Here is a 13,858-nt window from a genome sequence, read left to right as displayed (position 1 = left end):
ACTAATTGTGCGATTGCACGATAAATACTAAAAAGCCGACACTGATGTCGGCTTTTTTTATCGCTATCATTGACAGATTACAACACCAATCCGCTATTCTTCTTCGCTACTGATACCTGGTTTTCGTCGTGGCTGAGCATCAATACATTGCCCTGAGACATGGCGACTTTCTGGCCCCATTAAATACAAATACAGTGGCATAATATCAAGTGGTGTTTTAAGTAACCGTGCATCTTCTGCTGGAAACGCTTGTGCACGCATACCTGTACGTGTACCACCAGGATTAATGGCATTGACGTTAACAGTTGTTTCGCTGAGTTCATCGGCTAACACTTGCATCATGCCTTCAGTGGCGAATTTAGAAATAGCATACGTTCCCCAAAAAGCACGGCCACTGTGGCCTACTGTTGATGAGGTAAAGATAATACGACCATCAGGTGACTGTTTGATTAACGGTAAAATAGCTTGAGTCAGCAATAGTTGCGCTTTAACGTTAACTTGCATCACATCATCAAAAACAGATTCTTCGATATGATCGATTGGACTTAATGCACCTAACAGGCCAGCGTTGTGTAATATGCCATCTAAGCGGCCAAATTGCTGCTTAATAGTCTCTGCCATATCAAGATAGTGTTGTTTGGTCGCGCCTAATAAATCTAACGGTATAATTGCTGCTTGGTTACCACCATTGGCTTCTATCTCATCATAAACCGCTTCAAGTTTAGCGATAGTTCTTCCTAATAAAATGACGGTAGCGCCGTGTGCTGCATATTGGAGTGCAGCTTCTCGACCGATACCATCACCAGCACCTGTTACTAAGATCACCCGATCTTTTAAATTATTCGCAGCAATTTGATAATTCACCGTAGCTTCCTTTTAAATAATGTCTTTTTGTTGTTATTTGACTGTTTTTTCGTCGAAGAACGCATCAAGTCTTGAGCTTGGTTGTAATATCGATTACTACTAAAACATATCAGAAATTATTGTCTGAGAGAACGTAGATTTATTTAAAAATCGTGACGGTGAGCTTGATTTATTTTCGTAATAAATTGAAGTTATAGCGACGATAGTAATAACATAGTTACAATAAGTTATGGCGCTTTTAGTTGCCAAATAGAGGGTTAAATATTGGAATTTTTGTTTGAGTATGGTTTGTTTTTCGCCAAAATTGCAACAGTCGTTATTGCGATTGTTGGCGTGTTGGTGTTGGCAAAAGCGTTAAATGGTCGTCATGGTTCACAAAAAGGTGAGCTTGAGGTGATTAACTTAACTGAGCAATATAAAGAGACCGTTGAGCAGTTAGAATCACATTTATTTGATAAAGCGTTACTAAAAGCACGTGATAAGGCAGATAAAAAATCAGATAAAGCGCGTCAAAATGAAATAAAACAAGCAGTAAAAAATGGCAATTTAACCACAACACGTGAGCCACGTTTATTTGTGATTGATTTTCATGGCAGTATTGATGCGCGTGAAGTGTCATCATTACGCCAAGAGATTAGTGCTATTTTAGCCATTGCGATTGAAGGTGATGAAGTACTATTACGCTTAGAAACGGGCGGTGGTATGGTACACGCTTACGGTTTAGCATCATCACAACTTGATCGCTTAAAAGCGGCGGGTATTACACTAACGATTGCGGTTGATAAAGTTGCAGCAAGTGGTGGTTATATGATGGCGTGTGTGGCAGATAAAATCGTCTCTGCTCCGTTTGCTGTTGTTGGCTCAATTGGTGTGATTGCACAGTTACCAAACTTCAATAAGGTATTGAAGAAAAACGATATTGAGTTTGAACAAATCACTGCAGGTGAGTTTAAACGTACCCTAACAATGTTTGGTGAGAACTCTGATAAAGCACGTGAAAAATTCAAAGAAGAAATTGAAGAAACGCACGGTTTATTTAAGCAATTTATTGCTGTTCATCGTCCAGAGCTGGATCTTAATAAGGTCGCAACTGGTGAGCATTGGTTTGGTCAACAAGCACTTGAATTGGGCTTAGTGGATCAGATTAGCACCAGTGATGATTTGATTAGTGAAGCATGTAAGGCACGTGAAGTTGTACAAGTTAAATATGTACGTCGCAAGAAATTGATTGAAAAATTATCAGGCGCATCAAGTGAAGCTGCTGATACATTACTGATGAAGTGGGTTGCTCGTGGTCAGCGTCCTTTTATGTAATTATCGCTAACTGATATAATTAACGAAAAACCCGCAATAATTGCGGGTTTTTTGCCATTTAAACAAGTAGTGTGTTGAGGGTGAATTCTGGCGATAATTTATGAGCCAGGAATTTGAACATATTAAAAACGGCTGTCGTTTGAGCGGTTGGTAAGCCGTCATCATCTAGGAAATATTCACCTTTAAAGATCAATACACCGTCTTTTTCTGTCACAGATGTTGCGCGCATGCCTTCAACATAATCTTTGTGATCTTGAATGATTTGGTTGGCGATCATTAATAGCTCATTGATCGAAATTTCAACTTTATTAGCCATGATTAATACTCATCAATTGTAAAATAATAATAGTCTAAGTAAGTTGGTGCCAGAAAACAAATAACAGAATTGTCAGCTGGTTAATATCTATTCAGATCTAGACCTGAATTAGCTTAAAAAAGCGCGATACTGTGATTAGATGCAAGAAAATTTAGTAAAACGGATCAAATACCTCTATATAGATGGTAATGATAACGCGGTTTTATGTTATTACAGTAGCGATAAACTAGCAAAGTGATTGTCCTATAAGGTAAATTATGATTTTATCACCTTGATTATCAGTACGTTGTAAATGGATTAAACGACGCTTAGAACGTATTTACAAGTTAATAACAATTGCGGAAGCTGCAACCAAATAGACGAAATAAATTAAAAAGCAGTTGACCTTCTTGTTTTCTAGCCCAATATGTAAAGAGTATTTTACGTAAATGAAGTGCAATAATTAATTGCAAAAAATGTATCATTATCAAATTGGAACTCATCATATTAATTCACTGCTCTTAAGTTTTTCGATTAGTGACTTAATGAGATTGGTCGAATGTTGTGGCGCTAATGATTAGCTAAGCAGTTATTTATATTTTTAGTATTAGCGAGCACGAGGACGTAATAGGGTCATTATGGGTAAATCTCTCGTTATCGTGGAGTCCCCAGCCAAGGCGAAAACAATCAATAAGTACTTGGGTAAGGATTTCATTGTAAAATCAAGCGTTGGTCACGTACGTGATTTACCAACGGGCGCCCGCAGTGGCGGTAAAAAAGCGGCAGCAACATCGACTAAAGGGTTGAGTGTTGAAGAAAAAGCGGCGATCAAAAAGAAGAAAGATCGTAAAGCGTTAATCAGCAAGATGGGGGTTGATCCTTATGATGATTGGAATGCGCATTACGAAATACTTCCAGGTAAAGAAAAAGTCGTTAGTGAACTTCAAAAATTAGCAGAAGATGCTGATTTTGTTTATCTCGCAACGGATTTGGACCGCGAAGGAGAGGCCATTGCGTGGCACCTTCGTGAGATCATCGGCGGCGATGAGTCACGCTACAAACGGGTTGTGTTTAACGAAATCACCAAAAATGCTATTCAGCAAGCATTTGAACAACCAGGTGAATTGAATATTGATGGTGTGAATGCACAACAAGCGCGTCGATTCCTCGATCGTGTTGTTGGCTTCATGGTATCGCCACTATTGTGGAAAAAAGTGGCGCGCGGATTATCTGCAGGTCGTGTACAGTCAGTAGCAGTAAAGCTGATTGTTGAACGTGAGCATGAAATCAATGCGTTTGATCCTGAAGAATTTTGGGATATTCACGCAGATACGCTAACGGTAGGCAAAAATGCGCTACGGTTAATGGTCGCGCAACAGGCGGGTAAATCATTCCGTCCTGAAAATAAAGTCGATACGATGGCAGCGCATGCGCTACTTGAAAAAGCAGCTTATGAAGTGATTGAGCGAGAAGATCGCCCAACCAGCAGTAAGCCATCTGCGCCTTATATCACCTCAACATTACAGCAAGCGGCAAGTACACGCCTAGGTTACGGTGTTAAGCGTACCATGGGCCTTGCACAGCGCCTATATGAAGCGGGTTATATTACTTACATGCGTACTGACTCAACCAATCTTTCAAAAGAAGCGGTTGAAGCGGCACGTGAGCTGATTGGCAATGAGTATGGTAATGAGTATTTACCTGAAAATGCCAATGTGTATGGCAGTAAGAAAAATGCTCAGGAAGCGCACGAAGCGATTCGTCCTTCAAACGTAGAAGTAAAAGCTGAAAATTTAGAAGGCATGGATCAGGATGCGGTTAAGTTATATGACTTAATTTGGCGTCAATTTGTGTCTTGTCAAATGATGCCAGCAAAATATGATTCAAGTACGATCAGCGTTAAAGCAGGTGACTTCTTGCTAAAAGCGAAAGGTCGTACATTACGTTTTGCTGGTTGGACATTAGTACAGCGCCCATCAGGTAAAAATGAAGATACAACATTACCTGAAGTTAATGTAGGTGATGTATTGAAGTTAGAGCAACTTGAGCCTAAACAACACTTTACTAAGCCGCCAGCACGCTTTACAGAAGCTGCATTGGTTAAAGAGCTTGAAAAGCGTGGCATTGGTCGCCCATCAACGTATGCGTCGATTATTTCCACCATTCAAGATCGTGGTTATGTACGTGTTGATCAGCGTCGTTTTTATGCTGAAAAAATGGGTGAGATTGTTTCTGACCGTCTAGATAACAGTTTTCCTGATCTAATGGATTTTGACTTTACTGCCCGCATGGAAGGTAATCTTGATAAAATCGCTGAAGGTGAGAAAAACTGGAAGAAAGTCCTAGATGAGTTCTTCTCTGATTTTACTGCTGAGCTTAAAAAGGCTGAGTTAGATGAATCAGAAGGCGGTATGCAACCTAACAATATCGTACTGACTGACATTGAATGTCCAACATGTTCTCGTCCTATGGGTATTCGTACCGCGTCGACAGGGGTATTCTTAGGCTGTTCTGGCTATGCCTTACCACCCAAAGAGCGCTGTAAAACGACGATTAACCTTGGCAGTGAAGAAGGCATTGTTAATGTACTTGAGGAAGACGTTGAAACGGCGGCATTACGCGCCAAGAAACGTTGTCCTATTTGTAGTACGGCAATGGATGCTTACTTAATTGACCAAGATCGTAAACTGCACGTTTGTGGTAATAACCCAAGTTGTGATGGCTACATTGTTGAGAAAGGTGAGTTCAAGCTTAAAGGCTATGAAGGCCCACTGATTGAATGCGATAAGTGCGGCTCTGATATGGAGCTGAAAAACGGTCGTTTTGGTAAGTACATGGGTTGTACTAACGAAGAGTGTAAGAATACTCGTAAGATCCTCAAGAATGGCGAAGTTGCGCCACCAAAAGAAGATCCAGTACATTTACCAGAGATTCCATGTACACAAGACACGAATGCGTACTTTGTATTACGTGATGGTGCTTCTGGTTTGTTTATGGCGGCGAGTACTTTCCCTAAATCACGTGAAACACGTGCGCCATTAGTAGAAGAGCTCGTTCGCTTTAAAGATCGTCTATCGCCTAAGTTTTTATACTTAACTGATGCGCCAGTTGCTGACCCTGATGGGCTACCAACCGTTATCCGTTTTTCTCGTAAAACCAAAGAGAATTACGTACGTTCAGAAGTAGACGGCAAGCCAACAGGTTGGACTGCTCTATTTGTGGACGGAAAGTGGGAAATTACCGACAAGCGTAAGAAACCGAAAAAAGGAAAAGCAACAGAAGAAGAGTAACGACCTCTTTTGTGAGATAAAAAACCGCCTAATTGGGCGGTTTTTTGTTAGTTGCTGTTATGGCATGAGTAAATGTTTGGTTTAAGCATTACCAACAGCCGTAGCAGGAACGCCACTGTGAAAACGGAAAGTATCATCGGGGGTTAGAATTAATTCTGCTTCTTTCGCACCAATAATACGAATACGATCAGCAATACTTTCACCCGCAATTTTTTCTGCAAGTGTTAGATAATCTTGATAATGGCGTGCTTCTGAACGCAATAGCGAAATATAAAATTTGCGTAACTCAGGATCTAAATAGGGCGCCAGTTTAGCGAATCGTTCACAAGAACGTGCTTCAATGTAGGCACCGACAATGAGCTTATCAATTAAGGTTGCAGGCTCATGGGTGCGAACAGCTTTCATTAAGCCTTTAGCATAACGTCCAGCATGAAGGTTATGGTACGCAATCTCACGTTTATCCATGATCTCAAGCACCTGCTCAAAATGATGGAATTCTTCTTTAATTAAGCGCACCATTTTATCTATCAGTTCTGGTCCATGAGCAAAATCACTGCGTGGTGTTAATGGTGCCAGTAAACCATTTTTCTTACTGTGGAAATCCACGGTTGAACGTGTATGTCCGCCATAAACAAAATCTTCATAAGGCTTTGCCCACGCCATCAATGCTGCACCACTGGATTTATCAACGGCATATTTCCGCACCATAAACATTGCGGTCTGACTGGCTTTTAACTCACAATTACAGTGATCGACTAATAACGCGGTGAGATTTTCTGGTTTACGTGCTTCTTCAATCCAGGCATCAGGAGTTTGACATTGAAGAAACTGATTAATCGGTTGAAGTAGCGCATTAATCATTTGCTGAGTATTATCCATGGGATGTTCTTTTTATTGTTATTGAAGGCATAAAAAAAGGCCGCAATTGCGACCTTTGTCGTTGGCTTATTTTAAGCCAAAGTGAATCAGATCACCATTTTCGCTTTGGTTGGAATAACACATCTAATTCATCGTTATCTTTATCAAGTAATTGTTGGCGTTCTTGTTCGCTACTTACACTCATATTATTATCGATTTCATTCAACATATATTGTAGTTTTTGCTGAGCTTTGGTGGCGTAGTTATCACTACGAGATGATAAAACATCGATGCCTTTTTTGAGTAGTTGTTTAGCGGTACCAAATTGGCGTTTTAGACGTGCATCATTTGCCCGCTTAACCACGTTTTCAATATTGATGCGCAGTTGCATGTTGTCTAGACGAGTATTTTCTAGCACATAAGCCTGGGTTGCGATACGACCTTTACCATGCTCTCCTTTTAAAACGATTTTTAAGCGTTTAACTAGTTGTAACATGCCAATTGCTTGTCGATCAGAGTTTGGTACTTGAAACGGCACCACAGTAGTTTGATCAAAATGGGTTTCTAAATAGGTTAATTGTTCACTAACATGCTGAATACGTTGTTTTAATGTTCTATCTTTAGTATCGATTTCAGCAATGCTTTCTAGTGCATAAAGAATACGTTTGTTCAGACAGACTAATAATTCTTTACTGTAAGGTAAGTGACTGGCATTACTTATGAGTTCCTCTGTAGCGTCAATAATGGCAACTTGCTTAGCCAATTCTTGTTGTTTCGCACTTTCTAGTCGCTGACGATATTGGATGATTACGTTGTAACCAATAATTAAAATGAGTAGAAGACTGATTAAACCAATAACAAGAGGGATACTCATAAAATTTTACTATCTTTTATGGTTAATATATAACTATGAAAGATACACTATCTCGTTGTTTAGTGGTAGTTTGTTAGTAAAAAATGCTAACTTAATAATGCTATAGAGAAAGATGTGGTTTTTTAAATAAAATGCTTTGTTTTTATTCTGGTATTACTTCAAGATACAGAATTTGAGCACACATGTAATGCTATTTTAAAAGAATAAAAACCCTAGGATAACAGTGTAAATTACAGACATTCTTACTTTTCCTCTTTATTAGTATTCTATTTAATATGCTTGAGTCTCTAATTTTTGTGTGTAATTAGTACATGGCCTTATACCTATATGGTGGTTGAATGGCGTTTTTTATGACTAAAAGTAAATAAAAACTATGAAACGGGGCTAATTCAATATATAAAATATTTATTACATGGTTGCACGATCATGCTTTGAAATAAAAATCAGTGGATGAGTTTATGGATCAGTGTGAAAGGTAACGGATTATTGATTGGGCGAGACCATGAAATTACAACAATTACGCTATATCGTTGAGGTCGTAAATCATAACCTCAATGTGTCATCGACGGCAGAGAGTTTATATACCTCTCAACCTGGTATTAGTAAACAAGTACGGTTATTGGAAGATGAACTGGGCATTCAAATATTTGAACGTAGTGGTAAACATTTAACCAAAGTAACCGCTGCTGGTGAAGAAATTGTACGCATATCGCGAGATATATTATCGCGAGTTGAAAGCATTAAAGCGGTTGCAGGTGAGCACACTCATCCAGAGATGGGAACGTTGAATATTGCGACGACTCATACACAAGTGCGTTATGCATTGCCGCAAGTTATTCAAGGTTTTACACATCGTTTTCCGAAAGTCTCACTGCACATGCATCAAGGAACGCCAGCGCAAATTGCAGATGCTGTAGGTAAAGGTAATTCTGATTTTGCAATAGCAACTGAAGCATTGCACCTATACCAAGATATGATTATGTTGCCTTGTTATTATTGGAATCGTTCCATTGTAGTACGCAAAGATCATCCGCTTGCGACAAAAGAAACAATAACTATCCATGATTTAGCAGCATATTCATTGGTCACTTATGTGTTTGGTTTTACTGGTCGTTCTGAGTTAGATAGTGCCTTTAATCGTTCCGGATTAACGCCAAGGATTGTTTTTACAGCGACAGATGCCGATGTGATTAAAACCTATGTTCGTTTGGGGATAGGTGTTGGTGTGATTGCAAGTATGGCAATTGATGCTGATGCTGATCATGATTTAGTCGCCATTGATGCAAGCCATATTTTTGCATCAAGTACGACAATGATAGGCTTTAAGAAAGGTACGTTTTTACGCTCCTATATGTATGACTTTATGGAGCGTTTTGCACCGCATCTTACGCGTAATGTGGTCGACCAAGCGATTGGCTTAAAAAGTGCAGCAGAAATAAATGAGATGTTTGCATCAATGGATTTGCCGGTTAGATAGCCATAAATAGTAGTGTAGATACAATATAAACCGCTAGTGATAGCGGTTTTTTTATTTGGTTAATGTCTCATACGTGAGCTTGGTATACACTATCCTCCAATTTTTTGGTGAGTAATGGTTGTTTATGTCTAACTACGTTGAGCTTTTTCATCGTCTTGATGCATTGCTGGTGAAAAACTGTCAATTTTGGCAGTTTATGCCTTTTGCGGAGCGTGGATTTGTTTGGCAGCAAAACCCACAATTTTGTCAATGGCTCATGCGTATAGATGACAGCCAACTACAATTATTAAGCCAGGATATCAAGGCATTAACAGCAGCATTACTGCCATGGATTGACGATGCCGAACAGTTAACGCAAATTGCAGCTGAAATATCACCATTAGCACGAACAAAACAATTAGTGCCACAAGGTTTTGATAGTGGTATTCCGGGAAGAAAGTGGCAACAAATTACGGCTTTCAATGAGGTGTTACCGCGCTTAGGCTTACCGTGGTTAGAGTGGTGCGCTGGCAAAGGTTATCTTGGACGCGTACTTGCAGTATCCCACCAGCAACCAGTTACAAGTCTTGAATGGCAACAGCAATTATGTATTGATGGCGAACAAGCTGCGAAACAATTACAGTTAGATATAAATTTTGTTCATGCTGATGCATTTAGTATTGAGAGTGATGCCGCTATTGTTCGACAGCAACATGCTGTCGCGTTGCATGCTTGTGGAGATTTACACGTTTCATTGTTGCAGCGGGTCGTAGCTAAAAAAGGGGCAGCAGTGAGTATTTCACCTTGCTGTTACCATTTAATTCGTCAACCGCATTATCACCCAATGTCAGTGGCAGCAAAAACAAGTCCATTAGTATTATCGAAACATGATTTACGGTTGCCGTTACAAGAAACGGTTACGGCGGGGAATCGAGTAAGACAGCTACGATTTGTCGAGGTGAGTTTTCGGTTAGGGTTTGATTTATTACAAAGAGATCTCAACCAAACCGATACTTATCTAGCGGTACCGAATGTGCAAAAAGCCTTACTAACCCAAGGTTTTGAAGCATTCTGCCACTGGGCTGCTGCAAAAAAAGGTATCGATCTACCTTCAAATATTGATTATGAATACTGGCAACGTCAAGGTGAGCAGCGATTTGCTATTACCGAAAGAATGGAGCTTGTTCGACAATTATTTCGTCGACCATTGGAAATGTGGCTGGTACTTGATCGCGCTTGTTTTCTGGAGGAGCAAGGCTACAACGTTGTGATCGGCTCTTTTTGTGATAAGCCAATCACTCCGCGTAATTTATTGATTCATGCTGAACGTGGCGATTTGTAGTTTAATAATGAATGCTTCCCTATCATTACTGATAGGGAAAGGGTTCTATGATAAAGCTAATATATCAACTAATTTGGGATGAAAATATTTAAGCTCAAGTTCATCAACTGGCATTGGTTTACTAAAGAAATAGCCCTGACAATAATCAAAACCACATTGGTTGATATAATCAAGTTGTGCACGGGTTTCAACGCCTTCAGCGACAATTTTTAAATTCAATTTTTCGCAAATAGCTTTAGTTGCTTCAATAATAACTTTGCTGCTGGTGTGCTCACCTTGTACAAAGCTTTGATCAAGTTTAACCGTACTGATTGGTAAATCATGTAATTGTGATAGCGATGAATAACCAGTACCAAAATCATCTAAATATAACTCAATACCCATTGCTGCAAGCGCATCTAAACACGGTTTAGTTTCACAGTAATCTTGGAGCATAGCTGATTCTGTAATTTCTAATGCAAGTAATGATGGGTTTATATTGTATTGCAGGATCATCTGCTCAATGGTTTGCGCTAAAGTAGGCTGTAATTGAGCACGTGATAAATTGATACTGATAATAAACGATTGCTGATAATGCTGAGTCCAATAGGCTAACTGTTGGCAAGCACTGTGCAAAATCCATAATCCCAGCGGTACAATCTGTCCCGTTTCTTCAGCTAATGGAATAAATTCAGCTGGTGAAACCTGCCCTAACGATTCATCGTACCAACGGATCAGTGCTTCAAAACCTTTAAGTTGTTGTGTGTTTAAATCAATAATCGGTTGGTAATATAGCTCAAAATCATTATTTTCAATTGCTTGAGATAAATGATGGCGCAGAGTCATTTTACGATATAGCGCATCAGCCATTTCTTGCAAAAAAGGGTAATAACAATTACGGCCTCGCTGCTTTGCGCGGTGCATCGCCATATCTGCTTGGGTGACGAGGGTATCAAAATTATTGGCATCATTTGGATAGTTTGCTGTGCCGATACTGCAACTAATTGAAAGTTCGCCAATATCCTTAATATGAAATGGTCGATTTAATGTTTCTATTATTTGATTAGCAAAATGAGCGAGAGTAGTGTAGTTGCGCTTTTCGATTTGAATAATAAACTCATCACCACCAAAACGTGCCACCAGTCCTTTGTCTTTGACGATATTCAACAGTCTTATTGCAACAGCACGTAGTAACTTATCGCCCGCAGCATGGCCATAAGAATCGTTCACAAGCTTAAACCCGTCTAGGTCAAGAAACAGTAGGCTATAGTGTGATAAATGATGATGGCTAGCTTTCAGTGCTGCAGAGACACCGCGACGATTCATTAGTCCAGTGAGATAATCATGTTCAGCATTGTATTTTTCTTGATTGAGTTTTTCTTTATCTTTGGTGACATTAACAAGTTGTAGTAATAACTGTGAATTATCGCTTAGCCATTTAGCTTCAATATCAAACCAATGATGACGCTGCCCTGTCCAACATAGGCGGCTACACTTGAAGTGATTATTTTTTTTTGCATCCTCAAGCCACTTTTGGGCAATATCAGTATCACCAATGAACTCCGAAAGATCGCTTAATTTATCACTATAACGACTTGCAAAAGCATCGTTAGCACTGATAAAACGCCCCGCGTCATTAAAAAGCAGTGCTAAATTTGCACAATCAGAAAATGCAAGATCGCGACGAAGTGATGATTCATCTGCAATCACCTCAACCAACATTGCTATACGGCCATCATTAAGTGGGATCCCTGAAAATAAACACAACATATTTTTAGTGATCTTTTTGGGATTGAAACACCACCACGTTTTAATGGTTTTGTTTGATTTAAAGGCGTGTTGGTATTCTAGTAGCGTTGCTCCTGCCGCGGCTGACATATCCTGACCTAAATCACGCTCTAAGAGTTCATCAATCGATGTAGCTTCCCATAAAGGGAGTGATTTATCATTTGCCCATAGGATTTTTTTATTATCAACATCAAAGACCCAAATTGGATTTTGAAGATAATGTAGAGGTGAGAAAGGATCCATCTCCAGCTTCTTACTTTTTATGAAGGTGTTAATTTTAAAGAGAATAGCTCAAATAAGATGGGTAAAACATACATTAATAATAACGACGTGATATTAGTTCACGTTCTTATATATGAATGATGGATATTTAACCGCGCTTGTGGGTAAAAATGCGGCGAGTTATAACCGCATTTTTATATAAAGATATTACTAACCGACAGCGGGTATTGCTCCGATCATTTGTAATAGCTGTGCTGCGATAATAATAATGCCAATAATAGAGACAATACCTAACGCCAGTGAGCCGCCTTTTACCACATAACCAGAGTGATTATTTGCAGCCTGTTGTGCTTTACGTTGTGCTCTAACCATCGCGACAGGTAAAAATATCGCTAAAATAACTAATGAAATAGCAGCGTAACCGAGTGCCATAATAAACCCTTGTGGGTAAAACACAGCAAAAGCGAGCGGTGGTAAAAATGTAATTAAAGCTGTTTGTCCACGACCTGCTAGATGATTACCACGATTAAGGGTATCAGCCAGAAAATCAAATAGCCCCAAGCTTACACCAAGGAATGAAGTAGCTAATGCGAGATCAGCAAAAATAGACACCGATTGGCCGATCATAGGGTTATGCAACAACTGGCTTAAACTACCAATGAATGCGCCTAAGGTCGTGTTTGCCATTAATTGTGGTTGCCCCATAATTCCTTGGCTAGCTAATTGCCATAAAATGTACACCATTAATGGCAGTGCAGAGCCAAAGATCATAATTTTTTTCAGCGCTTTAATATCAATTCCGATGTAACGAACAATGGAAGGAATACTGCCATGAAAACCAAAAGATGTGAAAATAACCGGTAAGGCAGATAGAATTAATCCTTTTTCGATCGGCATTTCAATCAAGTGTTGCCCTTGCACATGCGGCAATAATAAGCCAAGCATAATCGCAAGTGCCACAACCTTTGCAGTAAAGAGTATTCGATTAACCATATCAACACTGTGTGTGCCGATAGATACCACACTAGCGATAGCAATCGTAAAAATTACGGCTCCTATTTGAGGCGCAATTGTTGTTCCTGTCCAAGTAGAGATCTTTTCACTTAATTGACTGCCGCCACCTGCAATGTAAGCTGCACATAATGCGTAAAATAAGAAGAACATCGCTAATGTTGCGATGGTCTGGCCCTTACGGCCTAATAATTGGTGAGCCAGGGTGTTTAAGGTTGAAGAGGGATCTGCGTGTTGATGAACTTCGAGCATTAATAGGGCGGTATAGGTCATTAATGCCCAAATAGCGATCATAATAATTGTTGCAGTTGTAAACCCTAATCCTGCTGATGCAAGAGGAAGAGCTAGCATACCCGCACCGATAGTGGTGCCAGCAATGATCAGCATACTGCCGAATGTTTTATTTAAAGACATGATTATGTCACTCCCTGAGGATAAAAAATGTAACGTGGGAGGGGGTATAAATACACCTGTGGTCGCTCCCTATATATAAAAGCAGGCCACAGCGGCATAATCGAGATGAAGTGTTTTAAAATGTTTACACCTAGATTGAGCCACTGTGGCT

Annotated in this window: 10 protein-coding genes; 4 read left to right on the top strand and 6 right to left on the bottom strand. The window is 39.7% G+C overall.

Features of this window, described 5'->3' with window-relative positions:
* Window positions 1–93 precede the first annotated feature (93 nt).
* Window positions 94–864, bottom strand: coding sequence for a YciK family oxidoreductase (locus PMAL9190_RS03350; protein ID WP_087843912.1), 771 nt, complete (start codon window positions 862–864; stop codon window positions 94–96).
* 264 nt (window positions 865–1,128) lie between these two features.
* Between PMAL9190_RS03350 and sohB the strand changes: the two genes are divergently transcribed.
* Window positions 1,129–2,178 (top strand): protease SohB, encoded by a 1,050-nt coding sequence (gene sohB / locus PMAL9190_RS03345; RefSeq protein WP_087843911.1) that lies wholly within the window; start codon window positions 1,129–1,131, stop codon window positions 2,176–2,178.
* 58 nt (window positions 2,179–2,236) lie between these two features.
* Here sohB and PMAL9190_RS03340 read toward each other — a convergent pair whose 3' ends face one another.
* Window positions 2,237–2,494, bottom strand: coding sequence for a DUF2498 family protein (locus PMAL9190_RS03340; protein ID WP_087843910.1), 258 nt, complete (start codon window positions 2,492–2,494; stop codon window positions 2,237–2,239).
* Window positions 2,495–3,111: 617 nt separating this feature from the next.
* Here PMAL9190_RS03340 and topA point away from each other — a divergent pair.
* Window positions 3,112–5,763 (top strand): type I DNA topoisomerase, encoded by a 2,652-nt coding sequence (gene topA / locus PMAL9190_RS03335; protein ID WP_087843909.1) that lies wholly within the window; start codon window positions 3,112–3,114, stop codon window positions 5,761–5,763.
* 81 nt (window positions 5,764–5,844) lie between these two features.
* Here topA and miaE read toward each other — a convergent pair whose 3' ends face one another.
* Window positions 5,845–6,642, bottom strand: coding sequence for a tRNA isopentenyl-2-thiomethyl-A-37 hydroxylase MiaE (gene miaE / locus PMAL9190_RS03330; protein ID WP_087843908.1), 798 nt, complete (start codon window positions 6,640–6,642; stop codon window positions 5,845–5,847).
* Window positions 6,643–6,733: 91 nt separating this feature from the next.
* Entirely contained in the window at window positions 6,734–7,495 is a 762-nt protein-coding gene (locus tag PMAL9190_RS03325) for a DNA repair protein (protein ID WP_087843907.1), read from the bottom strand.
* Window positions 7,496–7,997: 502 nt separating this feature from the next.
* Between PMAL9190_RS03325 and cysB the strand changes: the two genes are divergently transcribed.
* Entirely contained in the window at window positions 7,998–8,972 is a 975-nt protein-coding gene (gene cysB / locus PMAL9190_RS03320; protein ID WP_087843906.1) for an HTH-type transcriptional regulator CysB, read from the top strand.
* Window positions 8,973–9,096: 124 nt separating this feature from the next.
* A complete protein-coding gene (locus tag PMAL9190_RS03315; RefSeq protein WP_087843905.1) occupies window positions 9,097–10,293 on the top strand; it encodes a methyltransferase in 1,197 nt (398 codons plus the stop codon).
* A 45-nt stretch (window positions 10,294–10,338) separates the two neighbouring features.
* Here the strand turns inward: PMAL9190_RS03315 and PMAL9190_RS03310 are convergent, their stop codons facing one another.
* A complete protein-coding gene (locus tag PMAL9190_RS03310) occupies window positions 10,339–12,303 on the bottom strand; it encodes a putative bifunctional diguanylate cyclase/phosphodiesterase (RefSeq protein ID WP_087843904.1) in 1,965 nt (654 codons plus the stop codon).
* A 189-nt stretch (window positions 12,304–12,492) separates the two neighbouring features.
* Window positions 12,493–13,707, bottom strand: a complete 1,215-nt coding sequence (locus PMAL9190_RS03305) for an aromatic amino acid transport family protein (protein WP_087843903.1) — start codon at window positions 13,705–13,707, stop codon at window positions 12,493–12,495.
* Window positions 13,708–13,858: the final 151 nt, after the last annotated feature.

This window comes from Photobacterium malacitanum, from assembly GCF_900185615.1.
Lineage (GTDB): Bacteria > Pseudomonadota > Gammaproteobacteria > Enterobacterales > Vibrionaceae > Photobacterium > Photobacterium malacitanum.
This window is presented reverse-complemented; position numbering and strand designations above follow the sequence as displayed.